The organism is Oceanicoccus sp. (assembly GCF_029238675.1).
GTDB lineage: Bacteria > Pseudomonadota > Gammaproteobacteria > Pseudomonadales > Dasaniaceae > Oceanicoccus.
The window spans coordinates 51660-76911 of sequence record NZ_JAQWFR010000030.1 but is presented as its reverse complement, the minus strand read 5'-3'; the positions used below and the strand labels follow the sequence as shown (position 1 = coordinate 76911).

The following is a 25252-nucleotide window of genomic DNA, read 5'->3' as shown; positions in this document are numbered from 1 at the left end:
TTTGCCTGAAATTAATTTTCTTTGATTATCAGTAGGTTAATATGGAACGCTGGAATGATAACAAGGAGCCAGCAATGCCTGAATTTTCACAGCAGATTGCCGAGGAAGCTCGTCTTTACGCTGAAGAAACTGACGCGCCTCTGCCCGAAAAGTTAAACCCCAATACGCGCTATGCTTTTTTTAGTCACATCGCCAAGGGGGGGAAATCGCTAATCAAATCCTGTCGTGACCTGCATTTGCGTCGCACGGTTTGCTATAAAACCCTGCGGCCAGAGTTTGTCGATGACCCTGTTGAGACCCAGCGGCTGCTGCGGGAAGCGCGTATTTCTGCCATGTTGCAGCACCCTAATACTATTCCCACCTACGAGCTGGGGCGGGATAATCGGGGCAATTATTATTTCACCATGAAGCTGGTGCACGGTTATACGCTGCGGGAAGTGATGAACTATCGCGACCGCTATGATTTATCCCAGCTGATGGACTTGATTGTGCAGGTGGCGCGGGCACTGGGCTATGCTCACTCCAGAGGTGTGGTGCACCGGGATATAAAGCCTGAGAATATTTTAGTCGGCCCCTATGGTGAAGTGTTAGTGCTGGACTGGGGTTTGGCGAAAGTATGGCCCAAAGACGCCACTATGGAGGCTGACGAATCCATCATCGATGAAGCGGATGCCGGCGAAGGAAAGCTTCAGGGTACCGTTATGTATATGTCACCCGAGCAGATTGATCGAGACCCGGGCATTGACGGCCGGTCTGACCTCTATAGTTTGGGCTCTATACTTTATGAGCTGCTTTGTGGTCAGACTCCCTTTCAAGGGGATGTGGTGCATAGTCTGTTAGAGCAAATTCGCTCTGATATTCCCCCTGACCCTCGTACCATTTCAAAAATACCTGTACCGGATGTGCTTGCTGAGCTAGCGATGAGCTGCCTGCAAAAAGCCCCGGAAAACCGACCGGCCACCGCTGACGATATGTTGCGTATTCTCAGGGAAGACTGGGGCTAAATAACAGAAGCAAACAAGCCAATGCCTTATATTGATTTTCAACAGCTGACAGATCTTGAACAGACGATCACAGATCAGCCTGCTATTACCTGGGAAAGTGTGGGCCGCAGTGATGCTGGCCGGGTAAGAAATGCCAATGAAGATGCCTTTTATCATTCAACTGATCAGGGTATATGGGCAGTGGCCGATGGTATGGGCGGTTTGGCGCGGGGCGATTATGCCAGTGGAGTTGTGGCTGAAGCTTTTGTTCACTTTGGTAAGTCCAGCAGCCTTGCCGCTAGTATCAGGGATTTGGAAATCCGGCTAAGGGCGGCCCATAGCGATTGCCGCAGTTCTTTTGAAGGTGAGCGGGTGGGTTCGACCGTTGCCGCGATGCTCTCCTACGGGCAGTACAGTTTTTTCTTATGGGCGGGAGATAGTCGAGTCTACCGGCTGCGGGGCAACCAGCTACGCCAAATGACCAAAGACCATACCGTTGCCCAGCAGAAATTTGAGCGGGGTGAGTTAAGCGCCAATAAGGTAGCCAGACACCCTGACGCCCACGTGTTGACCAGGGCTGTTGGTGTTCATCAAACCTTACATTTAGACCTGGATTATGAAACTGTTGAGAAGGGTGACCGTTTCTTAATATGCAGTGATGGTCTATACAACGACCTGGCCCGGGCAGAAATCCAGCAATATCTTGAATCTGCAGATGCGCAAATGGCACTGGATGCCCTGATCGATAGTGCCCTGGAAAAAGGCGGTAGTGATAATATAACGGCGATTGTTATTGATGCCGCTTGATAGTTGACAGGCTGCGACTTCGCCGTCACGCACTATAATAGAGCACAAATATTATTATGTTCTTATTTGGTGCTCAAAAGCACCGTGCCGACACGCCAGCTCAGGCCTTGGCTAGAGCTTTACTTCCTTATGCCCCGTGAAAGTGCCTCTATAATCAGTGGTATGCGCTATTTTGGACGGGATATCATTCAGTCATAGCAATACAGTGAAAGTTGGAATAGAATTTGCTCCCCAAATTATTTAGATTTAACGCGGGGCTTTTCTTAGGCTTTGGGCATTAACAAAACCAGAGCCTACCCCAAAACTCAAAACAACTTTTTCGGAGACAAACTCAAGATGAAAAGTAAGTTGGAATACATCTGGCTAGACGGTTATAAGCCGACTCAAAGCCTTCGCAGCAAAACAATGGTTCGCAATGACTTCGGCGGCACTTTAGAAGAGTGCCCAATGTGGGTTTTTGACGGTAGCTCTACTGAGCAAGCAGAAGGTAATGCCTCTGATTGTTTGTTAAAGCCAGTAGCTATCATTCCTGATCCAGAGCGTAAGAATTCTTACCTGGTGATGACTGAAGTATTGAACGCTGACGGTTCTGCCCACGAGTCAAATGGCCGTGCCACTATCGACGAAGCTGATGACGATACTGACTTCTGGTTTGGTTTTGAGCAGGAATACTTCTTGTGGGATCCAGCGACTAATGCGCCTCCAGGTTTCCCTGCTGGCGGTTACCCTTCTCCACAGGGTCCTTACTACTGTTCAGTTGGCGCCAAAAACGCCCATTGCCGTGACATGATCGAAGAGCACCTGGACATCTGTCTGGAAGCTGGTTTAAACGTTGAAGGTATCAACGCTGAAGTGGCTGCTGGTCAGTGGGAATATCAAATCTTCGCTAAAGGCGCCAAGCGCGCTGGTGACGAAATCTGGTTGTCTCGTTACTTATTAGAGCGTATCGGTGAGCGTTACGGTCTGGCTATCGAGTGGCATCCCAAGCCTCTTGGCGCTACTGACTGGAATGGTTCTGGTATGCACGCTAACTTCTCTAACGCTGCTATGCGTGAAGACGGTAAAGAAGAAGTATTCACCAAGATCTGTGAAGAGTTCGGTAAAAACATCGAGCGTCACATCAGCGTTTACGGTGCTCACAACGAACAGCGTCTAACTGGTGATCACGAAACTCAGTCTATTGAAGAATTCAGCTACGGTGTATCTGACCGCGGCGCTTCAATCCGTATCCCTGTAAGCACGGTTGAAGATGGCTGGATTGGTCGTTTGGAAGACCGTCGTCCTTCATCTAACGCAGATCCCTACAAGGTAGCGGCTGCGATTGTTAAAACCACTAACGAAGCTATGGCTAAGTAAGTTGTTTCTGGCCAGTACCCTCTGCGGGTGCTGGCCACCTCCTTCTCCCCTTCTTAAGTACTAAACTCCTGCTGCTACACCCTGTATAATGTGCCGACTTTTTTAAGACTGTCACTGTTTATGCAATTTATTATCAAGTTCTTTCCGGAAATCACCATCAAGAGCAAGCCTGTGCGCAAGCAGTTTGTGAAGGCGTTGCGCACTAATCTGCGGATTTTATTAAAACCGTTAGATCCTGAAGTGGATGTGCAGAGTGATTGGGACAGGATGCTTGTTAGCTCCCAAAGCGATGATGAAAGCCTGCGTCTGCAAATGGTAGAAATACTGTCTTGTACACCAGGTATTGCTCACTTTTTGGATGTTAAAGAATTCCCCTATGTCGATATGCACGATGCTTTTGAAAAAACAGCATCGCTGTGGGGTGATCGTTTAGCCGGAAAAACTTTTGCGGTGCGTTGTAAGCGCATTGGTAAGCATGATTTTAATTCCCATCAGTTAGAGCAATATATAGGTGGCGGGCTTAAACAGTATCATGTTACCGGTGGTGTTGACTTGCGTAACCCTGATATTACCGTGCGCGTGGAATTGCGCGATGACAGGCTATTTATTGTTAACCAGCGTCACGATGGCCTGGGTGGTTTCCCCATGGGCAGCCTGGATTCTGTAGTCAGTTTAATTTCAGGTGGTTTTGATTCTACCGTTTCAACTTATCTCACCATGAAGCGCGGTATGCGCACTCACTTTTGTTTTTTTAATCTCGGCGGTCGTGACCATGAGATCGGTGTTAAAGAGGTCGCGCTCTATTTATGGATGAAATACAGTGCCTCATCAAAAGTAAAATTTATTTCCGTTCCGTTTGAGGGCGTTGTCGCTGAAATTTTAAAAAACGTGAATGATCCCCAGATGGGGGTGATTCTAAAACGGATGATGTTACGTGCCGGTACCCAAGTAGCAGAAAAATTAAGTGTAAAAGCCCTGGTAACAGGGGAGGCGGTTGCACAGGTTTCAAGCCAAACCCTAACCAACTTAACAGTTATTGATTCCGCAACGGATATGCTGGTATTAAGGCCGTTAATCACTTCCAATAAAGAAGATATTATTCGTATGTCCCGTCAAATAGGTACCGAAGATTTTGCGGCTGCCATGCCAGAGTATTGTGGTGTGATTTCAGTAAAACCTACCACTCGGGCAAAGCCTTTTAGAATAGAGCATGAAGAGGGTAAGTTTGATTTCTCGGTATTGGATAAAGCGTTAGAAGATGCCACTTATACTAATATCGATGTCATCGCGGAAGAAGAGCTTTCAGCTCAAGACGTAGAGATTATTAATGTGCCTATTCAGGGTGGTGTGATTATTGATGTACGCCATCCATCAGAAGAAGAAAGAAAACCTTTAACAATCGCCAATGTTGATATTCAAAAAATTCCTTTCTATGATTTGCATACCCGTTTTGCAGAGCTTGATAAATCGAAAAGTTATTTACTGTATTGCGATAAAGGGGTGATGAGTAAACTGCATGCATCGTATTTGGTAGAACAAGGCTACAGCAACGTAAAAGTATATCGCCCTTAAATAAACAACGTCACCCCCTCTCCCCCGTCATTCCCGCGAAGGCGGGAATCCAGCACTGTAGATTCCCGCCTTCGCGGGAATGACAGAAGTTACAGCACCGGATTAATCGACAAGTTATAAACCTTATAACTTCCTCCCTCAGCAACCACCGTAATATTAATATGCCCCTTGCCCTGGCTAAACGTCGCATTAGTCTGGTAGTTCACCTTGCTATCCCCAATCAGGGAGAACACGCTAGCCAACCGAGAAAACGCCAAAGGCTCAAAAGATTGCAACTGTCCATACTGCCGATACCGTTCCAGCAACTGCTCAACCTGCTGATCAGAAATCGTACTTTTTGCCGCTGCCGATAAATTATTCAACAAGGCCTGCTTCTCCCACTGCCCAATCTCCATCAACATATCATTCACCACCGGCTTGGCCGACTGTTCATAATAAGTCTCTTGCTCACCCGTATAAAAATACAGCCCAATACACAAGGCCAAAAGAAACAAAGTGATAATACGAAGCTGATTATTGTCCACAGATATTGGCCTGCTGGAGTGGTAGAGGGGTGGGGTTTGACCGCCGTTAAGTGCCACTATAGTAGTGCCTTTTGTATTGTAATAAAACTGCTATTATTAAACCCATACTAGTAATGAGAGAACGACTTATGTCCGCATCAAGAGAACAGTTTGGTTCGCGCTTGGGCTTTATTTTAGCCGCAGCCGGCTCCGCGGTAGGTATTGGCAATTTGGTGGGTTTCCCCGTGGCGGCGGCCAAAAATGGCGGCGGTGCTTTTCTCTTTATCTATGCCCTATTTGTATTGCTGGTTTGCCTGCCCATCATGATGGCTGAACTCTCCGTAGGCCGCAGTTCACAAAAAGATCCCTTGGGTGCCTATCGAAAACTCTCCGATGGCTCGCCGGTTTGGCCTATCGCCGGTTGGCTGGTATTAATCACGCCCTATATGATCGCCGTATTTTATACGGTTATTACCATTTGGCTATTCGGATATTTATTTGAAGCAGTAACGGGCAATCTCGACCAGCTCGCTAATCCTGATTACTTTGGTGTGTTTATTAATAGCAATAAAGTTTTTCTCTACTTTATTGCCGTAGCAGCACTCGTCAATATTATATTGGTAGGGGGGGTAAAAGACGGTATTGAGCGCGGCGCAAAAATCATGATGCCGATTTTATTTTTAATGTTAATCGGTTTGGTGATCTTTGTACTGACATTGGATAACGCCTTTGCCGGTGTAAAATATTACCTGGTTCCTGACTTTAGCAAAATCGATGCGCGAGTTATTAATAGCGCCTTATCACAGGCCTTCTTTTCTCTGTCGCTGGGTATGGGCATTATGATTACCTACGGCTCCTATATGAGCCGAGGTGAAAAAATTGCCAGCTCTGCCAAATTTGTCGCCCTAACCGATACCGCCGTAGCTTTTTCTGCAGGCCTGTTGATCCTGCCCGCCATCTTTTCCTTTAACCCCGATATCAATACCTCGGAACTTAGCGAATCATCAGTCGGTTTAATCTTTGCCTTCTTACCTAAAATCTTTTTGGCCCTGCAGGCCACCATCGGCTATTTCGGTGCCAGTGCCGTGGCCTCTATCTTCTTTTTGCTGGTATTTTTTGCCGCTATCACTTCTCTGGTATCCATTACCGAAGTGCCGGTCTCTAGCTTGGTGGGGGAAAAAGGTTATTCACGGCCCAAGGCCTTATTAGTATTAACCGTTACTATGGGTCTGCTATCGGCGGCCTGTATCTTATCCTTTGGTCGAGTGGAATGGCTGACCGGTTTTGTTACTTATGCTGATCAGAGTAAATCTTTGTTTGATGTGGTGATTGATGTCTTCTACGACACGATATTGCCGTTGAATGGTTTGCTGGTCTGCCTCTTTGTTATTTACCGCTGGAAAAAACACAACTTCCATAAAGAACTGGAGTGTTCAGATGAGGGTTATCGTGGCTCTAAACTAGAGCGTTATGTGGACTTTTCTTTAAGTACCTTTATTCCGATGATTCTGTTTTTGGTATTTGCCAATACGGTGGCCCTGAAATACTTTGGTGTCAGCTTTATTGGTTAGTAATTTTCCTTAAAAATCAGTGAGATACCATGCTGTAGAGCCGCAAGCAGCGCTGTTATGGTAATTATTCCCTGTTATTGCACCCAAACCCCCATTATTTACGCCACAGTCAGCATGATTAGGGTATAATCCCGCACCTTTTTTGCCCTAGCTATTATTTATTTATTCTCAGGTGCCCAGCAGTGATCGAAAAACTTCGTAATATCGCCATAATTGCCCACGTTGACCACGGTAAAACCACCCTGGTAGACAAACTTCTTGAACAGTCAGGCACATTGGAGCGCAAAGACCAGGGCGCCGAGCGTGTTATGGACTCCAATGATCAGGAAAAAGAGCGGGGCATTACCATTCTGGCGAAAAATACCGCCATTGAGTGGAATGGTTACCATATTAATATTGTTGATACTCCTGGGCACGCCGACTTTGGTGGTGAAGTAGAGCGGGTATTGTCGATGGTGGATTGCGTACTGCTATTAGTAGACGCGGTTGATGGCCCTATGCCACAAACTCGCTTTGTTACCTCCAAGGCGTTTGAGCAGGGTTTGAATCCTATTGTTGTCGTTAATAAGGTCGACCGCCCCGGCGCTCGTCCTGATTGGGTGATGGATCAGGTGTTTGATTTATTTGATCGTTTGGGTGCTACCGATGAGCAGTTAGATTTCCCGATTATCTATGCCTCAGCCTTAAACGGCATCGCCGGCCCTGAAGCTGATGAGTTGGCGGAAGATATGTCGCCGTTGTTTGAAATGATTGTCGACAAAGTCAACCCGCCTAAAGTTGATGTCGATGGACCTTTCCAAATGCAGGTTTCAGCATTGGATTATTCAAGCTATGTGGGTGTTATTGGTGTTGGCCGTATAACTCGCGGTTCATTAAAGCCGAACCAGCCAGTGATCGTTGTTGGTTCAGATGGCAAAGAGAAAAAAGGTAAAGTACTAAAAGTAATGGGCCATCTTGGTCTTGAGCGGGTTGAAGTTGAAGAGGCTCGCGCCGGTGATATTGTGTGTATTACTGGTATCGACGGCTTAAGTATTTCTGATACTTTGTGTGATCCTGCTGCCGTTGAATCACTGCCAGCATTAACCGTTGATGAACCAACCGTAAGCATGACTTTCCAGGTTAACGATTCACCGTTTGCGGGTAAAGAAGGCAAGTTTGTAACCTCTAGAAATATTATGGAGCGTTTGGAACAAGAATTAATTCACAACGTTGCGCTACGTGTTGAGCCCGGTGACAGCCCTGATAAATTTAAAGTCTCAGGCCGCGGTGAATTACATTTGTCAGTATTAATTGAGACCATGCGCCGTGAAGGTTTTGAATTGGGTGTGTCACGTCCTGAAGTTATTCAGCGCGAAGTCGATGGTGAAATTCAAGAGCCTTATGAGCAAGTAGTGATTGATGTTGAAGATCAGCATCAAGGTTCTATTATGGAAGAATTAGGTTTACGCAAAGCAGAAATGACCAATATGGAACCCGACGGTAAAGGCCGAGTGAAGTTGGAGTTTATTATGCCTTCCCGCGGTTTGATTGGTTTCCGTTCGCAGTTTTTAACCATGACCTCTGGCTCAGGTATTATGACCAGTGTTTTTGATCACTATGGCCCGGTTAAAGTGGGTGAAGTGATTAGCCGTCAAAATGGTGTGTTGGTTTCTATGGTCTCGGGTAAAACCTTAAGTTACTCCTTATTTAACCTGCAAGAGCGCGGTCGTTTATTCCTGGGCCATGCGATGGATATTTACGAAGGTCAAATTGTTGGCTTGCACTCTCGCAGCAATGATCTTGCGGTAAATCCAACTAAAGGTAAGCAGCTAACTAATGTTCGTGCTTCTGGTACTGATGATGCGTTGATATTAACACCACCCGTAAAACACACGCTGGAACAAGCTTTGGAATTTATCGAAGATGATGAGTTGGTGGAAGTGACGCCGGAGAGTATCCGTCTGCGTAAAAAGTTATTAACGGAAAATGCACGTAAGCGTGCGGGCAATGCTAAATAATTTTATGCCGTCATTCCCGCGAAGGCGGGGACCCAGACTGCATCCCACTGGGTCCCCGCCTTCGCGGGAATGACAGTAAATAAAAAGAGTCTCTAGTCTATGGCATCCAGAGAACAATTCTCCTCTAATATCGGCTTTGTTATGGCCGCAGCGGGTTCAGCCATTGGCCTTGGTAATATCTGGGGCTTCCCTACCCAAACTGCCAGCAACGGCGGTGCAGCCTTTGTTCTGGCGTATTTTGTTTTAGCCTTCTGTTTAGCCTATCCCGCATTAATGGCGGAGTTAATTATTGGTCGCCATGCCCGGGCCAATGTAGTGACAGCCCTGCGAGGAATTTCTACCGGGCCTGTTACCTATAAGCTCGGTTCTTTTGTTGGCTATTATGGCGTGATTGTTGCCAGTTTGATTCTGAGTTTTTACGCGATTATTGCCGGTTGGATGCTGGCCTATTTATTAGAGTCGGTAGCTACCATGTTGGGTTGGGCTGAGGCTGGCAGTTGGTTAACTGAATTCGGTTTTGAACGTAACTTACTATTCATGGCTGTATTTATGATATTGACCATGGCGATTATCGCCAAAGGAGTAGCAGCCGGTATAGAAAAATGGTCAACACGTCTTATGCCAATGTTATTGGTACTTCTGTTAGTGCTGATTGTTTACGTATTGATGCAAGAGGGTGCTGCTGAAGGTTTACGTGTTTATCTACTGCCGGATATTTCCCAGATCAGTCCTTCGTTAATTGTCAGTGCCATGGGGCAAGCTTTCTTCTCTTTATCTTTGGGTGTGGGCACCATGTTGATTTATGGTTCCTATCTCAGAGAAAAAGAAAGCTTACCGAAACTGGGGGCGGCGGTGACCTTAATGGATGTCGGCATCGCGTTTATTGCTGGTCTATTAATAATCCCTGCTATTTATGTCGCTAAACAATATGGTGCTGATATTTTCACCGATAGCGGTGATTTAATTGCTGGCCCCGATTTAATCTTTCGGGTATTGCCGGTGTTATTTGATTCCATGGGCGGTGTAGGTCTTTGGGTAGCTTTTGCTTTTTTTCTGTTGATGTCGATTGCATCTTTAACCTCATCTATTTCTATGCTTGAGGTTCCTGTTTCCTTAGCGGCAGAAGAAACCTCTGCCAGTAGAATTCAGGCTACCCTGCTGATAGGTTCGGCAATTTTTATATTTGCTACCGTTATTTTATTAAATTTTGATAGCTTGTTCGGTTTTGTTATTGACCTGACAACAGTCTATAGCCAGCCATTATTAGGTGTAGTAATGTGCTTGTTTGTTGGCTGGATTTGGCACCGCAATAACCTATTGCAAGAAATCCGAAAGGGCCATGCCGATATCGAAAACACCTTATTTTGGAAAATATGGCCAGCCTACATTAAGTTTTTCTGTCCGGTTTTAATTTTAACAGCATTTATCCAAAACGTTATTTAATCGACCATCGAAGGGTCAAAATTATGATGACCTTGTATCCTGAAATAAAGCCTTACCAAACTTTCCGCCTTGCGGTGGAAGAGCCTCACGAACTCTATGTGGAAGAAAGTGGCGACCCGGATGGTACCCCCGTGCTCTTTGTCCACGGTGGTCCCGGTGGCGGTTGCAGCGGTAAGAATCGATGTTTCTTTGACCCTGAACGTTACCGGATTATTTTGTTTGACCAGCGCGGGGCAGGGCAATCGACACCCCATGCAGAATTAAACAACAACCATACCCAAGCCCTTATCGACGATATAGAAGCAATAAGAGAGCATCTCGGGATTGAGCAATGGTTGTTGTTTGGTGGCTCCTGGGGCTCAACACTTAGCTTGCTGTATGCACAAAGCTATCCGGACCGGGTGATGGGCTTAATTTTACGGGGCATTTTCCTTTGTCGCGATGAAGATTTACAGTGGTTTTATCAAAAGGGTGCCAGCTTAATTTTTCCTGACTATTGGCAGGACTACCTGCACCCAGTTGCCAAAGATCGCCGCGATAATATGATTCAGGCCTATTATGATTTACTGACTGGAGATAATGAGCTGGCTCGTATGGGGGCTGCTAAAGCCTGGTCTTTATGGGAGGGGCGCTGTGCAACCTTGCGTCCCAGTCATGAGGTGGTTGAACATTTTGGCGAGCCCCATGTGGCGTTGGCATTGGCTAGAATTGAAGCACATTATTTTATCAATAAAGGTTTTATTGAAACTGACCAGATTTTAAAAAATGCAGATAAATTAGCCAATATTCCCGGTATTATTGTCCATGGCCGTTACGATATGGTTTGTACTCTCGATAATGCTGTTGCCTTGCATGACCGCTGGCCGGAAAGTCAGCTTAATATTGTTCGCGATGCAGGTCATGCTTCCTCAGAGCCCAGCATCATTGATGCTTTGGTTCGGGCCACCAAGGATATGGCTAAGCGTTTTAGACCGGATGATGAGGGCGATGACGCCTCAGATTAACATATATGCTGTCATTCCCGCACAGGCGGGAATCTACAGTGCTGGGTTCCCGCCTGCGCGGGAATGACGCAGTAGTAAAATAATAAGAGAGAAAGTATTGAAGGCATTAATACAACGAGTCACCGAAGCCAGTGTGGCAGTAGAGAATAAAATCATTGGTGAAATTAATCAGGGTTTATTAGTCCTGCTAGGTGTAGAAAAACAAGATGACGAAACTACCGTTGATAAAATGGTTGATCGTTTGCTGGCCTATCGCGTATTTTCTGATGCTGATGGCAAAATGAATTTAAGCGTTAGCGATATACAGGGTGGCCTGTTGGTGGTTTCCCAATTTACTTTGGCAGCGGATACCAAAAAGGGTTTGCGTCCCGGTTTTTCATCGGCAGCCAAACCTGATGTCGCTGAAAGGCTTTATAAGTTATTAGTAGAAAATATTCGAGCAAGGTCCATGACGGTTGCCACAGGGCAGTTTGCTGCGGATATGAACGTGTCATTGGTGAATGATGGGCCGGTGACTTTTTTGTTAGAAGTCTAGCTATTCCAGCAACCTTTATTCCAGTAAAAGTGATTTATTAAACATCACCAATCGTGGTTCTTCCTTGCCTATATCATAAATAATGATATAGGTAGCCTCGTTCTCTTCTGTTGGAACCTCGAGCTCCCAGGGGCGACCGTCTACCATAAATGTCATTGTGCCACTGTAGACGGTGGTTTCCATATGATACTGCTCATGGCCTAAATAACTTAGAATATCTTTTTCGTCATAGGGGGCGTTGTTATTGATGCCACTAATCCGGATGGTTTTGTCTTCAGCTTCGTCGGCGTTGCCGCGACTAAACAATGCGAGTAGCCGTAGAAATTCATCCTCTGCCACTTGCTGTTCTTTCGCTAAAGAAACTGAATTTCCGTAGGTGTTGGGTCCGGTACTGAGTCGGGCCTGTTGCTTAAGTAGTGCTTTGAGCCGGGCGATATCTTTACGGGCAGCCGGGTTGGTTGAGAGGTTTTTAAGTAACTCAGGTAAATTGCTGTTGAGTGCTTTATTCAGTGCAATATCCAGGGCAGAGGGCGGTGTGCCGCTTTCAAGTGTTGCCAGTGATAGCCGTTGCTGGGCGACCAGTTCAGAGAGGTTTTTAATCAGGATTTTGGCTACTTCAATGGAATCTTTGATTTCCAGAATTTCAGCATTAATCGCATCGGTTTCTGTATTGAGCTCTCGCTGGGCCTCTACCTCTTGCAGTTCTTTAATAAAGGCTTCTTTTTCTTTGCGCAACATAATCACATTACGCTGATTTTCAAATAAGTGTTTTCGGATATCGGTCACTGAATCTGCATTGGCTACATTGGTATACAGGGCAAGTATCAATATAGATAGCAATAGCAATGCAGTTGTAGGGTGATGAGTAACGGGCATGGTTAATATGATTAGTGAATGATATAGCTATTATGTCATACAAATCGCGCTAGTGGTTATGGCCGTCGATACTCTGGCCTCGGTAATATGGGCGTATGCAAACCTTATAAGTAATAAAAGAGCAGGGTTAATCCCTTGCCTTTTTGTCTGGTAACAGACTGATTTATCAGTGATAATCAGCTTGGCTATCCCTATAAAAAAACCGAGAAAATACTATGTCCGACCAGTTCAATATCGCCGATGATGGCGTTGAACAAATCTCACTTAAGAGCTATACCGAGAAGGCCTATCTGGATTATTCCATGTACGTTATTCTCGACCGGGCCCTGCCCAATATTGCCGATGGCCTAAAGCCTGTACAGCGCCGTATTGTCTATGCCATGAGCGAGTTAGGTTTAAAAGCCGCCGCCAAATACAAGAAGTCCGCCCGTACTGTGGGTGATGTGATTGGTAAATTCCACCCCCACGGCGATAGCTCGGTGTATGAAGCGATGGTGCTGATGGCGCAGGACTTTTCCTATCGCTACCCGCTGGTGGATGGTCAGGGTAACTGGGGTTCCAGTGATGACCCGAAGTCCTTTGCGGCCATGCGTTACACGGAATCCAAATTATCGCCTTTCTCCGAGTTGCTGCTTTCTGAATTGGGGCAGGGCACGGTTGATTGGCAGCCTAACTTTGATGGCACCCTGGATGAGCCGCAGGTTATGCCCTCCAGGGTGCCTACGGTACTGTTGAACGGTACCACCGGTATTGCTGTCGGTATGGCTACCGATATTCCGCCCCATAATATGCGGGAAGTGGTTAACGCCTGTATCCATCTGTTAGAGCAGCCCAAGGCGACCCTTGAAGATTTAAGCGAATATATCAAAGGCCCGGATTACCCAACAGAAGCTGAGATCATTACGCCGTTGGCAGATATCCAGAATATGTACAAAACCGGCAAGGGCAGTATTCGCATGCGTGCAGTATGGCAAAAAGAAGGTACCGATGTGGTAGTTACAGCACTGCCCCACCAGGTTTCCGGTTCCAAAGTGCTGGAACAGATTGCCCAACAGATTCACGCTAAAAAATTACCCATGGTCGCTGACTTGCGCGATGAGTCTGACCACGAAAACCCAACCCGGCTGGTGATTATTCCGCGCTCTAACCGCGTGGATATTGAGCCGATGATGAATCATTTATTTGCTTCCACTGATTTGGAAAAAACCTATCGCGTCAATCTTAATATGATTGGTATTGATGGTCGCCCGGAAGTGAAGTCCCTCGATAAAATTTTAAAAGAGTGGTTGGAATTCCGTACTGACACTACCAAGCGTCGTTTGCAATACCGCTTGCAAAAAGTTGAAGAGCGTTTGATGCGATTAGCGGCATTGATGATTGTCTATCTCAATGTGGATGAAGTGATTCGTATTATTCGTGAAGAAGAAAAACCCAAGCAGGTTTTAATGGAGCGTTTTGATTTAGTCGAGATGCAGGCGGAATATATTTTGGAAACCAAGTTGCGTCAGTTGGCCCGCTTGGAAGAAATGAAAATTCGCGAAGAAGAAGAAGCGCTGGAAAAAGAAAAAGAAGAGCTGGAAAAAATTATTGGCTCAACTCGCCGGTTAAAAACCCTGGTGCGCAAAGAGCTGGCAGAAGCCGCAGAACAGTTTGGCGATGACCGCCGTTCACCGATTGTTGCCCGTGATGATGCCAAAGCTTTTAGCGAAGAAGAATTAATGACTACTGAGCCAGTGACGGTAATCATGTCTGCCAAAGGTTGGATTCGCGCTGCCAAAGGCCATGATATGGACCCGGCCAGTTTGAATTATAAGTCCGGCGATGGTTTTCATTTGGCGGCAAGAGGTAAGTCTAACCAATCTGCCATGATATTAGACTCCGGTGGCAAGGCCTATACTGTTGCAGCCCACAGTTTGCCTTCGGCCCGTGGCCAGGGTGAGCCTCTAACAGGACGTATCAATTCTCCATCCGGCGCCAGCTTTGAAGGCTTAATGATGGGCTCGGCGGATGATTTATTTTTATTAGCCTCCGATGCCGGCTACGGTTTTGTGGTAAAAGTGTCTGACCTGCAAACCAAAAATAAAGCGGGTAAAGCGGCATTAACGGTACCCAAAGGTGGCCAGGTGATACAGCCAGCGATGGTGGGTAGTAACAGTGTTGAAGATGCTTTTGTTGTTGCTGTCAGCAATGAAGGCCGCATGTTGTTATTCCCCTTAAATGAATTGCCGATTATGGGTCGGGGTAAAGGGAATAAAATCATTGGTATCCCTACGTCAAGATTGCAAGCCCGTGAAGAATTTATGGTGTCGGTCAATATTATCCGTGAGAAAGATACCTTGCGAGTCTATGCTGGCAAACGCCACGTTAATATGAAGTTCAAAGAATTGGATCATTATATTGGCGAGCGGGGACGGCGTGGCCACAAGCTGCCACGGGGTTTTCAAAAGGTAGATGGCGTAGAAATCATTAGCCCCGAAGAAAAATCGTAGCCCTCGTCATTCCGGCGAAGGACATCGGTTTGTTGCGGGGCCAGCCTGGGATTGCAAGGTTTGCAGCTGGCGCTCTAATAGGGCGCCATAAGGTTCCAGTAATGTTTCTACAATACGGTTACTACTTTTTGAAGCCGTGTCTGTATGGTGAGTGATACTACTCTGTACACGACTACCGACACTGGCGTGATTATAAATCGTTGAGTTAATCACTAACTTCCCTTCAATCGCAATATCAAGAGCTTGCTCAGTGGTAGCCTGCAATGCCAGATCCTTGTCGATTCCTGAGGTATGTTTACCCGATTTGCCATCCAGTGCCAGACCAACACGGAGCTTAAATATTTGCTGCTCTTGCATCCACTGTATCAGCAGATAGCCGGAACATAGCGCCCTGAATGGATAATTGTTTTCATCGTCCGTGGGTTTAAAGTGAATACTAAAACCATTGCTACGGTTGACCTGTAATTCCCCTTCATACAATTTACAAATCATGTCCAGTTGCTGCTTCAACGTCACCAGACTCTGTGATAATGACTGGGGATTTTGATCCTGTTGTAGTGTTTTTAAATTGATAATTTCAATGGCTAAAATAGCGGGGCTGAGAGAGGAGCTAATAGTTGCCTTAGCCGGTTCTGGTGGTGGCGGCAGTGCCAGAATAATATTGGCCAATTGTTGCAACTCGTCCTGGCCTGGGTAATCAATACGGGTATTATCTGTTCGTCTACTTTTAGGAAGACGAGTTATGGTCGCCAAGTCTAATAATACCGCGCTTAATTGCCTGGCAGGTAAAAGGGCCATTAAATAACAAAACGCTGATAGTAGAATGGCTAAAAAGGCCAGTTGCCAATGGGTGCTTTTGGCTTGTTGTAATAAGGGTTTGGCATCCAATGTAATCACCGCATAACCGGCAATGCTATCTTGAAAGGTAATCGATGCCGATAAAGATTGGCCTTGCGCTTGCTGCTCTCCCGCTTCGGCGATGGGGCGGTTTTCCACATCATAGATAGCGCCGCGTAAAACAATCGGGCTTGCTACCAGTTTATTCAGTATGGATTGCAGGCTGAGTTTGTCTCCCTGTACCAGCGGGTTGCTGGCATCTCTTGCCAGTTGCTGGGCCAGGCTGTCGCCAAACAGTTGGCTGCTGCGCTCAATCAGTTGCCGGTCGCCATGGTGGCTGGCCAGAATCAAGGTCAGGGAGGCCAGTAAACTACAGGTGGCACAAAGCCATGCTATTTTACGAGCAAGGGTGAGGTGTAGGAATTGATGGATAAGCTTATTAAGCATTTATCACAGCATATAGTGGTGATTGCGGTATTGCTGGGGAGTTATTATAAACCATGGTAGAAAAAACGCTGGTGAATATTTGGAGCAATCACTGACTGCCGTTACAATAGCGCCCCAGTAAGCCACCCTTTAGTGACTTTTTAGTCACATCCTTAGATGTTCTGCGGTGGTATTTAATGGATAACAAGGTTAAAACCTGTGAAAGAAATTATTTTAATTAATGTTGCTGGCGACGATAAACCGGGGCTGACTTCCTCCGTCACTGAAATACTGGCGGGCTATGAGGTCAATATTCTGGATATTGGCCAGGCGGTTATCCACGATACGCTGTCATTGGGCATTCTGGTGGAAGTGCCTGCCACTGCAGAGTCTTCTCCGGTGTTAAAAGATATTTTATTTCGCACCCATGAGCTGGGTTTAACGGTTCGCTTTTCTCCAATTGATGAACAGAGCTATGGCCATTGGGTGCTGGGGCAGGGCAAACCTCGCCATATAGTCACCCTGTTAGCGCGTATGATTACCGCAGAGCATTTATCCGCGGTAACTGCCGTAGTGGCCAATAATAGCCTTAATATTGATCGTATTGACCGTCTCTCAGGCCGTGTGCCCCTGGATAATGTACAGGAGCAGACCAAAGCCTGTGTCGAGTTTTCTGTGCGCGGTGAGGTGGTAGACACCCCGGCTTTCCGTAGCCAGCTTATGGAACTGACTAGCCGCTTCGATATTGATATTGCCTTTCAGGAAGACAATATGTTCCGCCGCAACCGCCGTCTGGTGGTTTTTGATATGGACTCTACCTTGATTGAAGCAGAGGTGATTGATGAGTTGGCTAAGGCGGCTGGCGTTGGTGACCAAGTGGCTGAGATTACTGAACGTGCTATGGGCGGTGAGTTAGACTTTACCGAAAGCTTTGCTGCCCGTGTTGCTTTATTAAAAGGTTTGGATGAGTCGGTGCTGGCTGATATCGCCAAAAATTTACCTGTTACTGAAGGTGCAGAGAAGCTGGTCTCTAATTTAAAACGCCTGGGCTATAAAACGGCAATCCTCAGTGGCGGCTTTAATTATTTTGGCGAGTACTTGCAGCGCAAGCTGGATATTGATTATGTTTATGCCAATGATTTGGAAATTGTTGATGGCAAGGTAACGGGCAATGTAATCGGCCGAGTCGTTGATGGCGCTCGCAAAGCCGAGTTGTTAAAAAGTATTGCCGAGCAGGAAAATATTTCGTTGGAGCAGTCCATTGCGGTAGGCGATGGAGCCAATGACTTACCGATGTTAAGTATTGCCGGCTTGGGCATTGCCTTTAGGGCAAAGCCAATTGTGAAGGAGTCTGCCAAGCAGTCTATCTCCACATTAGGGCTGGATGGTATTTTATATTTGTTAGGAATCGGCGATAGGCATTCAGCCTAAAACAACGTCATTCCCCTAAAGCAACGTCATTCCCGCGAAGGCGGGAATCCAGCCTGCATGCTTATGCTGTTATTTCCGCTTAAGCGGAAATATACAGCGCTGGGTTCCCGCCTTCGCGGGAATGACGTTGTTTTAGGGGGATGACAGGTTTACGCAATATCCGTAAATTCGTAATCCATTTCACTGGATTGGCTGGCAAGGTAGCTGCCCTGAATATAATCCACACCGATTTGCCAAAGCTGGGCTAATGCCGCGGCATTTTCTACGCCGCTGATAATCGCCTGTATATTACCTTCATTAATTGTGCCCACCATCGCTTTAATATCCTGGGCGTCACCGCCATTTTGCAGAGCTTCTGTCAGCTCAGGGGCTATTTTCGCGTAGTCTGCATTAATATGGTTTAGCGCCCTGAAGGGATCATCCCCCTTGCCAAAATTGGTGACAGACAGTTTACAGCCTAATTCTTTAACGGCTTCGGCGAATATTTTTGCGGGCTTCAGGAAGTCAGTAATATCGGATTCAAGAAATTGGAAAGTTAATGCTTCTGGAGTAATGCCTCCGGCTTTAAGGGCAACCCCCAGCCAGGCAATCAGGCTTTCATCCTGCAGGGCATTGTTAGTCAGGTTGATGATTACGCGGGTATCGTGGCCGCTTTCAATTTGTGCTGAAAGTTTTTTAGTAGCCTCTAATAAAATCCAGCGATCGAGGCGGGTATTGGTACCACTAAAATTAATCTTGTTTAAAAACTGACTGGGGGCGAGTACTTCATCTTCATCACTGGTCATCGTCGTCCTGACTTCATAATGATCACCGCTGCTGCCGCGCAAACTAACAACAGGCTGGAAGGTCAGTTTAAAGCGCCCATCTTCAATTGCTTCCTGAATAAAGGTATCGAGTTCATCATCGCCGCTGGCGTCGCCAAGGGCTTTCTTTTCCTTGACCGCAACATAGAGTTCAACATCATTACCTGTGCCATCACGGTCGACTTTGTTACTGAGTTGTTCACTGGCGCTGAAGGCGTTGTCAATTAAGGTTTCGGCGTCTTCTGAAGATTTACCATCAATAGCCAGAAGGCCGATACTGACGGTACATTGAATAGATTGACCATCAATTTCTACAATATGTTCAGCAATTTTTTGGCAAAGATCACTGGCATATTGCAGGGCTTTTTCTGTGCTGGTATTTGGCAACATTAAGGTCAAGCTGTCGTCACAGTAGTGAGCCAGGCAACTGCTGTCTTCGCCGTTTTTCTGGTTCAGGTCTTGAATAAATTGAGCCAGGTCCAACACAATATTATGGGCATGGGCAATGCCATAGCGGCTTCTAATGGAGGCGAATTTATCCACGCTGATATAAAGCAGGTTGGATAAATAGGTGCCGGTACTTGCCTGTTTACTGATTGAATCCAGTTGCGCCAGAAAGTATTGGCAGCTATACAAACCTGTAGTTGGGTTTATGTCAGGGTTACTCCTGCCACCGCTACTCGCTTGTGCACCTTTGATGGTGAGTTGAATGCAGGGTTCTTCATCAAACACTGCATTGTTAAGTTGCATTGAGGCAGAAAAACTTTCCCCGGATTGGTTGATGCCCTTGAAATTAAAATCGGTGCTGCTTTCCTTATTATTGATTTGGGCTTTAAGCAGGCCTTTAAAATTCTCATGGTCGTCGGCATCGATTAAATCAATCATCGGAGCGCAGTCCAGCTCCTCCGGATCGTCGTAGCCAAAGCGGCTGCAAAATAATGGGTTGCTGCTAATTAACATACCGTCGGACAGGTAGGCGATGGCGTCGTCAGATTTTGATAGCAGCATGGCGCTGCGTTCTTCTGCATCTGCCAGCTTGGCTTGGGTAGCGGCTAGTTCACGGTAACTCTCCAGGTAGCGCAGCTCGCGAAAGGCAGCAAAGATTAAGCGCTGGTCATCATCGCTGTTAATAACATCATTGGCCCCGGCCTCTAACGCCGCTTCAGCATTATTATCGCGAATAATAATGGCCGGCAAATCGCTATCTTGTTTTTTCAGATGCTCAAGGCATTGCTCAACGGCTATTTCAGGGTGCTTGTCATTGGCGATTAATAAATCCCAGCTTTCCTGCTCGAGTAGTCTGTGCAGGTCTTCGGCTGAGGTGGCGCGTTGGGCTCTGGCAACTCTTCCGGCATTGCGGAATAAGCTGATCAGGCGTTCGCCTTCGTTATCTGATTCATTGATCAGCAATAATTTTATAGTACGTTTCCTGACCATAAATCCCGTGGCGTCCTTAGGGGATGGAATGCGAGTTATTCGCTGTGGAGAATTTCAGTGCAGTTATTATTACCAAGATTGAAGTCTGCGCCTAGTAAAACTTAGGCTCTACTTATCATTTTTTACAAATTGCCCCAGAGGGAATCAAAATTGCCGCCGGTTGGGTCGTTTGCATCGGTTTTGTCCTGCTCGCTTTCGACTTGCAGGTGGGTACCAGAGACTTGCTTAAACTCAAATTGGTTATAGGCACCGGTCTCATTAAGTCTTTTTGTCAGGGTGGCCTGAATTTCTTTACCGCGTTGGTTCAGTATGACTTTAAGACCTGTCTTAAAGGGCACACGCGGAGTTAACAGTGTAATCGGCTGATTGCTAACGGCCACCTCTGGTAACATCAGTACCCGCATATATTCTGCGTTGTCACCGGTTTTACGAATAATGCGTGCGCCATAGGGGGTTGCGCTGGGGCTGATAAGTTCCAGCCCCATTTGTATTTGCTGATCTGCAGAATGTTTAACCCAGCGTATAACGGCGATGCTCCAGTGATGGCTGCTGGTTTCTTTAATGCCGACAATCTCTCCGGTTTTGATATAGGCTTCAGCTTCCGGGGGCCATTTTACACAATAGCCATGGGCGCTTGAATTCAACATCTGTACGTTGTGGCTGCAGTACTTTTGTGTGTTATCTGTTTCTTGTTGTTCATTATTGCGAATATGAAATTCAATAGACTCCAGCGAGACGCTGGTTTGCCCAACGTTGGCTTCGTAGGGGCTGTCCCAGACATCTTTGCTACGATGCTGTTGTGTTTGCACCTTCATAAAGGGGTTTTCGGTCTGCATGGTAAAGGTCTTGGCACCGTGCTCTTCAACCAGGGCTTCAAAATTTACTTCACCTGATAAAAAATGGTGGGTAGCGCTTAAGCCGATACACAGTTCCAATACGTCGTTGGCCTCCAGACGCATAAAGGTACGTTTACTCATGGAATCCCAGGCCAGTATCAAATGACCCAGCAGGTCAGTAGATACCTGGTAATTACCAGCATCGGCCTTGAGGCTTTCGGGCTTGGCTTTTTCTCTTAGTGCTTTCAGGAATGTTGCCAATGGCTTGGTGTCCAGGCTCATCCATTCGGGATCAATGGTTGATTTGAACAGCTCGCGGTAAACAGGAGGCTTATCTGCCTTGGGGTCAATAATAAACAAGCTCTCATTACTGGCAGGGCCAAGCTGGCAAAGGCCAGCCCATTCTGTGAGGGGCTTAAAGATGCCCAGCAGGTCTTCCTGCCGTAGTTGATTGGGTTTGCAGCAGCCAATTAACAGCGCGCGTTTGTAGCAGTTTTCAACGGTGCTGCTGCCAAATTTATCATCGGTAACTTGTTGGCCTAATATATTCTGCCGTTTGGCCAGGCAGTAAAACTGGTGCAGGTCACTCCATATGCGCTTATTGACCGGCTCATAGAGCTGGTAATGGCGCAGAATATTGATGGTGTAGTCGGTGGTTGCCCGATGCAGGGCCTTGGCAATCAGTGCGTCGGGATTGCTAAAGTCGGCGCCTTTGCCTAATGCTTCAGTATGGCTGGCGACAATGGTATATCCGGTAGCCAGTTGCTGGTGGAGGGTATGGGCTAATACCACGACCTTGCGGGGCTGTTCCGGTAATACAATGGGCTGGTTGATATAGTGCTTGGTCAGGGATTTACTGACTAGGTAGATAGGGGGGCGTAGCTTTTCCAATACCTCGAAGCGCTTGTTAGGCAGTATTTTTACCTGATTGAGTTCAGCCAGTGCCCGGTAAAGCAGGCGTGTACTCTGGCCCAGGTTTGCCATCGGAAGATTAGCTACCCAATGATCAACAGCTTCATTGCTGTTGGCAAAGAAGCTGCTTTTTTCGAGTTCCTGCCGTGGAATCTTCAGTCTCATCATGTTGTCGCTACTCATTAAAGCCGGGGTCTCAACATTAATGTGTTTAATTATTGAATGATTAGGAAGTTACGCTACCTGATTGTTTTAATTATATTACAGGATAGTAGAAACGGCGTGATTAGCACCTATTCTGTCACTGCTTGGCTGAAAAAGAGAACTGCCGCAGGGTTTTGCTTATATATAAGGTTGAGGTGTTGGTTGTTTGATTGGGCTAGTAGATGGTGTGGGAACGAGCTGAGGTGGGTAGAGGGTTTAAGCGTCCCCTGAAACCCCAACTCTTGCTCACTCCCTCTCTAATACTCAAGCTTCTCAGCCGCCATCCCCCTCAATATCCAGCACCGCCCTCATAATGAGGTTTATCCCGGACAGTTAAATAGGGGTTTTTGAGCCAGCTCCCGCAACCTCTTTAACCAATTTAGGTACTAAATAGCCCGGCAACTGGTTCAGAAGCTGGTCAATAAGCGCTTTGGCCCGCGGCTCCGTTACCTGGAAATGGGCCGCCCCCTTTACTTTATCCAGACTATGCAGGTAATAGGGCAGGGTGCCAGCTGTAAACAGAGCCTTGCTCAGGGCTATCAGGCTCTCGGCATCATCATTAACGCCAGCTAATAATACGGCCTGGTTAAGTACAGTAATCCCCGCCTCATTGAGTTGACGAAGGCTCTGTTGGACGTGATCATCTATCTCGTTGGCGTGGTTGCAATGCACTACCATCACCGTATTGAGTCGGGTGTCCGTTAACCATTGCAGGCATTGCTCGGTGATACGCTGTGGAATCACGATGGGCATACGGCTATGGACCCTCAGGGTGGTGATATGGGGGATAGCGGCGATATCCCTAACCAATTCACTAAGCAGCTGGTCGCTGGCTGCTAATGGATCACCACCGCTAAAAATCACTTCCTGAATCGATGGGTCACTGCGTAGATAGTCCAGCATCTGCTGCCGCTCTGCCCGGGAAGGGTTGTTGTCCTGGTAAGGGAAGTGACGGCGGAAGCAATAACGGCAGTTAATCGCACAGCCACCACTGACGATCAGCAAGACACGACCATGGTATTTATGAATCAAGCCCGGTATTGGATTGCTATCAAGCTCGCCCAAGGGGTCATCAGTAAATCCGGGTTGGTAATCCAGCTCAGCACCTAGCGGTAAAACTTGCTTAAGCAGTGGGTCATCCACACAGCCGGTTTTCATTCTGGCCACAAAAGAGCGCGGGACTCTTAAGGGAAAATCCTTGCAGGCTGCGATGGCGGCGGGCAGGGTGGTTTTATCCAGCTTTAAAAGGCTAAACAGCTCATCCGGTTGGCGAACCACATTGGCCAAAGTTTGTTGCCAGCTTTCTGTGGTATGTAGCTCGGCTTGGGGAATGGCGGGGGTTAGGGTTTTCATTACAGCCTTTGAGTAGTGATAGAGTCGAGCGCAGGGAGGATTGTAATCCACCTGCTTTTTGCAGCCAACCTTCCCCGTTTTTAATAACCGGTATTTTAGCTTGGCAGGCTTATGCTTATGTTCGTTGCCCTGCTCATGTATAATCGCCTGCAATTATAGCAGCCTAGTCTGCAAGGCTTTTATTTAATGCCTTTAAAATCAATGGTTTAAAGCATATCTTTGCTCAAGAGAAATTAGGAAATAACATGGCAACATACTCCACTAATGAATTCAAAAACGGTCTGAAGCTAATGGTTGAGGGTGATCCTTGCACCATCGTAGAAAATGAATTTGTTCGCCCTGGTAAGGGCCAGGCCTTTAGTCGAGTTAAATTTCGCAACCTAAAAACCGGCCGTATTTGGGAGCGCTCGTTAAAGTCCGGTGAAGCTCTGGAAGGGGCGGATGTGATGGATATGGAAATGGAATATCTCTATAACGATGGTGAGTTCTGGTATTTTATGGAGCCAGAAACCTTTGAGCAGCATCAGGCTGATGCGACAGCAGTGGGTGATGAAGCCAAATGGTTAAAAGAGCAGGATCGTTGTGAGGTGACTTTGTATAACGGTTCCCCCCTAACCATTACCGTGCCCAATTTTGTTGAGTTGGAAGTGACCGAAACTGACCCTGGTCTTAAAGGCGATACCGCGCAGGGCGGTAGCAAGCCAGCTACATTGCAAACTGGTGCTGTTGTTCGTGTACCGCTGTTTGTAAATATCGGTGAAGTATTGCGTATTGATACTCGCACCGGTGAATACGTTAGCCGCGCCAAAGGTTAATGACCGACTCACACTGGCAGCCATCGGCTTCGCTTAAAACCTTAAAAGCGCGGGCCGATTTGCTAGCTACTATCCGGCGGTTTTTTACTGCTCGCAATATCCTCGAAGTAGACACTCCCTTACTGGCTAAATATTCTGTTACTGATCCTTATATGGATGTGTTGATGGCGGATAATCCTGTGGGCCAACAAGATAGCTATTTTTTACAGACTTCTCCTGAGTATGCGATGAAGCGTTTATTGGCGGCGGATTCTGGCCCTATCTATCAAATCTGCAAGGCGTTTCGTAAAGGCGAAGCAGGTGGTCGACATAATCCTGAATTTACCATGCTGGAATGGTATCGCCCGGATTTTGATCATCACCAGTTAATGAATGAAGTTGAAGCTCTGGTTTCTGAAGTTTTAAATAATCAGCAGCCCTTCGAGAGAGTGACTTACCACGATCTGTTTTTAAAGCATTTTTCCGTTGATCCACATAGCAGTGATTGTGAAGCAATAAGATCTATTGCCCGGCAGCACCTTGATATACAGATGGAAAGCGAGCAAAAAGATGATTGGTTAAATCTATTAATGGCAGAGTCCATTGAACCTACCTTGGGGATTGATACACCGGTATTTATTATTGATTATCCCTCCTCCCAATCTGCACTGGCAAAAATCGGTATGGACAATAACGGTAACGCTGTGGCGCAGCGCTTTGAGTTATATTGCCAGGGACTTGAGCTGGCCAATGGTTATTTTGAATTAACCGATGTTGAAGAACAAAAACAGCGGTTTAAAAAAGATCATCAACTGCGGCAGGTGTTGTCTGCACCGACTGTTGAAGCGGATCAGTTTTTATTGGCCGCTATGGAGCAGGGTTTGCCCAGTTGTGCGGGCGTTGCTTTGGGGGTGGATCGATTGTTGATGCTTAGCCAGGGGCTAAAGGGGATTGCCGAAGCGATTAGCTTCTCCATAGACAGAGCCTGACTGTCATTCCCGCGCAGGCGGGAATCCAGCGCTGTCGATTTCCGCTTTAGCGTAAATAACAGCATAAGCATGCAGGCTAGATTCCCGCCTGCGC

General features: G+C 46.8%; 19 protein-coding genes. 13 read left to right on the top strand and 6 right to left on the bottom strand.

Annotation, left to right across the window (positions count from 1 at the left end):
• Window positions 1–74 precede the first annotated feature (74 nt).
• The 4 genes from P8H32_RS11100 to thiI all read left to right on the top strand — a co-directional run bounded on the left by P8H32_RS11100 (window position 75) and on the right by thiI (window position 4718).
• Complete coding sequence (locus tag P8H32_RS11100; protein ID WP_297292658.1) at window positions 75–1004, top strand: serine/threonine-protein kinase; 930 nt, start codon at window positions 75–77, stop codon at window positions 1002–1004.
• Between the two features lie 21 nt (window positions 1005–1025).
• A complete protein-coding gene (locus P8H32_RS11095; protein WP_297292659.1) occupies window positions 1026–1790 on the top strand; it encodes a protein phosphatase 2C domain-containing protein in 765 nt (254 codons plus the stop codon).
• A 336-nt stretch (window positions 1791–2126) separates the two neighbouring features.
• The gene (locus P8H32_RS11090; RefSeq protein ID WP_297292660.1) at window positions 2127–3146 is read left to right on the top strand and encodes a glutamine synthetase beta-grasp domain-containing protein; all 1020 of its coding nucleotides are present in this window, start codon (window positions 2127–2129) and stop codon (window positions 3144–3146) included.
• Between the two features lie 120 nt (window positions 3147–3266).
• On the top strand, window positions 3267–4718 hold the full coding sequence (gene thiI / locus P8H32_RS11085; protein WP_297292661.1) for a tRNA uracil 4-sulfurtransferase ThiI: 1452 nt from the start codon (window positions 3267–3269) through the stop codon (window positions 4716–4718).
• Window positions 4719–4807: 89 nt separating this feature from the next.
• Here the strand turns inward: thiI and P8H32_RS11080 are convergent, their stop codons facing one another.
• Window positions 4808–5242, bottom strand: a complete 435-nt coding sequence (locus P8H32_RS11080; protein WP_297292662.1) for a hypothetical protein — start codon at window positions 5240–5242, stop codon at window positions 4808–4810.
• A gap of 128 nt (window positions 5243–5370) precedes the next feature.
• Here P8H32_RS11080 and P8H32_RS11075 point away from each other — a divergent pair, with 128 nt between their 5' ends.
• The 5 genes from P8H32_RS11075 (at window position 5371) to dtd (ending at window position 11771) form a co-directional block, all read left to right on the top strand.
• On the top strand, window positions 5371–6792 hold the full coding sequence (locus P8H32_RS11075) for a sodium-dependent transporter (RefSeq protein WP_301089400.1): 1422 nt from the start codon (window positions 5371–5373) through the stop codon (window positions 6790–6792).
• A gap of 182 nt (window positions 6793–6974) precedes the next feature.
• Window positions 6975–8789 carry a translational GTPase TypA gene (gene typA, locus P8H32_RS11070; protein WP_297292664.1) on the top strand — a complete coding sequence of 605 codons (1815 nt, stop codon included), beginning with the start codon at window positions 6975–6977 and terminating at the stop codon, window positions 8787–8789.
• Window positions 8790–8888: 99 nt separating this feature from the next.
• The gene (locus P8H32_RS11065) at window positions 8889–10232 is read left to right on the top strand and encodes a sodium-dependent transporter (RefSeq protein ID WP_301089399.1); all 1344 of its coding nucleotides are present in this window, start codon (window positions 8889–8891) and stop codon (window positions 10230–10232) included.
• Window positions 10233–10255: 23 nt separating this feature from the next.
• A complete protein-coding gene (gene pip / locus P8H32_RS11060) occupies window positions 10256–11236 on the top strand; it encodes a prolyl aminopeptidase (RefSeq protein ID WP_297292666.1) in 981 nt (326 codons plus the stop codon).
• 97 nt (window positions 11237–11333) lie between these two features.
• A complete protein-coding gene (gene dtd / locus P8H32_RS11055; RefSeq protein ID WP_297292667.1) occupies window positions 11334–11771 on the top strand; it encodes a D-aminoacyl-tRNA deacylase in 438 nt (145 codons plus the stop codon).
• A gap of 15 nt (window positions 11772–11786) precedes the next feature.
• Here dtd and P8H32_RS11050 read toward each other — a convergent pair whose 3' ends face one another.
• Window positions 11787–12647 carry a hypothetical protein gene (locus P8H32_RS11050; RefSeq protein WP_301089398.1) on the bottom strand — a complete coding sequence of 287 codons (861 nt, stop codon included), beginning with the start codon at window positions 12645–12647 and terminating at the stop codon, window positions 11787–11789.
• 215 nt (window positions 12648–12862) lie between these two features.
• Between P8H32_RS11050 and parC the strand changes: the two genes are divergently transcribed.
• Window positions 12863–15136 carry a DNA topoisomerase IV subunit A gene (gene parC / locus P8H32_RS11045; RefSeq protein ID WP_301089397.1) on the top strand — a complete coding sequence of 758 codons (2274 nt, stop codon included), beginning with the start codon at window positions 12863–12865 and terminating at the stop codon, window positions 15134–15136.
• Between the two features lie 6 nt (window positions 15137–15142).
• Here the strand turns inward: parC and P8H32_RS11040 are convergent, their stop codons facing one another.
• A complete protein-coding gene (locus tag P8H32_RS11040) occupies window positions 15143–16420 on the bottom strand; it encodes a hypothetical protein (RefSeq protein ID WP_301089396.1) in 1278 nt (425 codons plus the stop codon).
• A gap of 198 nt (window positions 16421–16618) precedes the next feature.
• On the opposite strand from P8H32_RS11040, the gene serB reads away from it, so the two are divergent.
• Window positions 16619–17830 carry a phosphoserine phosphatase SerB gene (gene serB / locus P8H32_RS11035; protein WP_297291137.1) on the top strand — a complete coding sequence of 404 codons (1212 nt, stop codon included), beginning with the start codon at window positions 16619–16621 and terminating at the stop codon, window positions 17828–17830.
• Between the two features lie 149 nt (window positions 17831–17979).
• Here the strand turns inward: serB and P8H32_RS11030 are convergent, their stop codons facing one another.
• The 3 genes from P8H32_RS11030 to epmB all read right to left on the bottom strand — a co-directional run bounded on the left by P8H32_RS11030 (window position 17980) and on the right by epmB (window position 23375).
• Window positions 17980–20070 (bottom strand): EAL domain-containing protein, encoded by a 2091-nt coding sequence (locus P8H32_RS11030; protein ID WP_301089395.1) that lies wholly within the window; start codon window positions 20068–20070, stop codon window positions 17980–17982.
• 122 nt (window positions 20071–20192) lie between these two features.
• Window positions 20193–21986 (bottom strand): hypothetical protein, encoded by a 1794-nt coding sequence (locus P8H32_RS11025; RefSeq protein WP_301089394.1) that lies wholly within the window; start codon window positions 21984–21986, stop codon window positions 20193–20195.
• Window positions 21987–22355: 369 nt separating this feature from the next.
• Window positions 22356–23375: an EF-P beta-lysylation protein EpmB gene (gene epmB / locus P8H32_RS11020; protein ID WP_301089406.1), complete on the bottom strand. Its 1020-nt coding sequence runs from the start codon at window positions 23373–23375 to the stop codon at window positions 22356–22358.
• Between the two features lie 245 nt (window positions 23376–23620).
• Between epmB and efp the strand changes: the two genes are divergently transcribed.
• Window positions 23621–24190 carry an elongation factor P gene (efp, locus tag P8H32_RS11015; protein WP_297291133.1) on the top strand — a complete coding sequence of 190 codons (570 nt, stop codon included), beginning with the start codon at window positions 23621–23623 and terminating at the stop codon, window positions 24188–24190.
• Entirely contained in the window at window positions 24190–25158 is a 969-nt protein-coding gene (epmA, locus tag P8H32_RS11010) for an EF-P lysine aminoacylase EpmA (protein ID WP_301089393.1), read from the top strand. The genes efp and epmA overlap by 1 nt, the downstream gene beginning before the upstream one ends.
• The last annotated feature ends 94 nt before the right edge of the window (window positions 25159–25252 follow it).

What these genes read in the sequence shown, in the direction of transcription:
- P8H32_RS11095 (WP_297292659.1), top strand. Translation starts at nt 1,026, where the DNA reads ATGCCTTATATTGATTTTCAACAGCTGACAGATCTTGAACAGACGATC.
- thiI (WP_297292661.1), top strand. Translation starts at nt 3,267, where the DNA reads ATGCAATTTATTATCAAGTTCTTTCCGGAAATCACCATCAAGAGCAAG.
- epmA (WP_301089393.1), top strand. Translation starts at nt 24,190, where the DNA reads ATGACCGACTCACACTGGCAGCCATCGGCTTCGCTTAAAACCTTAAAA.
- P8H32_RS11040 (WP_301089396.1), bottom strand. Translation starts at nt 16,420, where the DNA reads ATGCTTAATAAGCTTATCCATCAATTCCTACACCTCACCCTTGCTCGT.
- P8H32_RS11025 (WP_301089394.1), bottom strand. Translation starts at nt 21,986, where the DNA reads ATGATGAGACTGAAGATTCCACGGCAGGAACTCGAAAAAAGCAGCTTC.
- P8H32_RS11050 (WP_301089398.1), bottom strand. Translation starts at nt 12,647, where the DNA reads ATGCCCGTTACTCATCACCCTACAACTGCATTGCTATTGCTATCTATA.
- P8H32_RS11090 (WP_297292660.1), top strand. Translation starts at nt 2,127, where the DNA reads ATGAAAAGTAAGTTGGAATACATCTGGCTAGACGGTTATAAGCCGACT.
- P8H32_RS11100 (WP_297292658.1), top strand. Translation starts at nt 75, where the DNA reads ATGCCTGAATTTTCACAGCAGATTGCCGAGGAAGCTCGTCTTTACGCT.
- efp (WP_297291133.1), top strand. Translation starts at nt 23,621, where the DNA reads ATGGCAACATACTCCACTAATGAATTCAAAAACGGTCTGAAGCTAATG.
- pip (WP_297292666.1), top strand. Translation starts at nt 10,256, where the DNA reads ATGATGACCTTGTATCCTGAAATAAAGCCTTACCAAACTTTCCGCCTT.
- epmB (WP_301089406.1), bottom strand. Translation starts at nt 23,375, where the DNA reads ATGAAAACCCTAACCCCCGCCATTCCCCAAGCCGAGCTACATACCACA.
- P8H32_RS11030 (WP_301089395.1), bottom strand. Translation starts at nt 20,070, where the DNA reads ATGGTCAGGAAACGTACTATAAAATTATTGCTGATCAATGAATCAGAT.
- P8H32_RS11065 (WP_301089399.1), top strand. Translation starts at nt 8,889, where the DNA reads ATGGCATCCAGAGAACAATTCTCCTCTAATATCGGCTTTGTTATGGCC.
- P8H32_RS11075 (WP_301089400.1), top strand. Translation starts at nt 5,371, where the DNA reads ATGTCCGCATCAAGAGAACAGTTTGGTTCGCGCTTGGGCTTTATTTTA.
- parC (WP_301089397.1), top strand. Translation starts at nt 12,863, where the DNA reads ATGTCCGACCAGTTCAATATCGCCGATGATGGCGTTGAACAAATCTCA.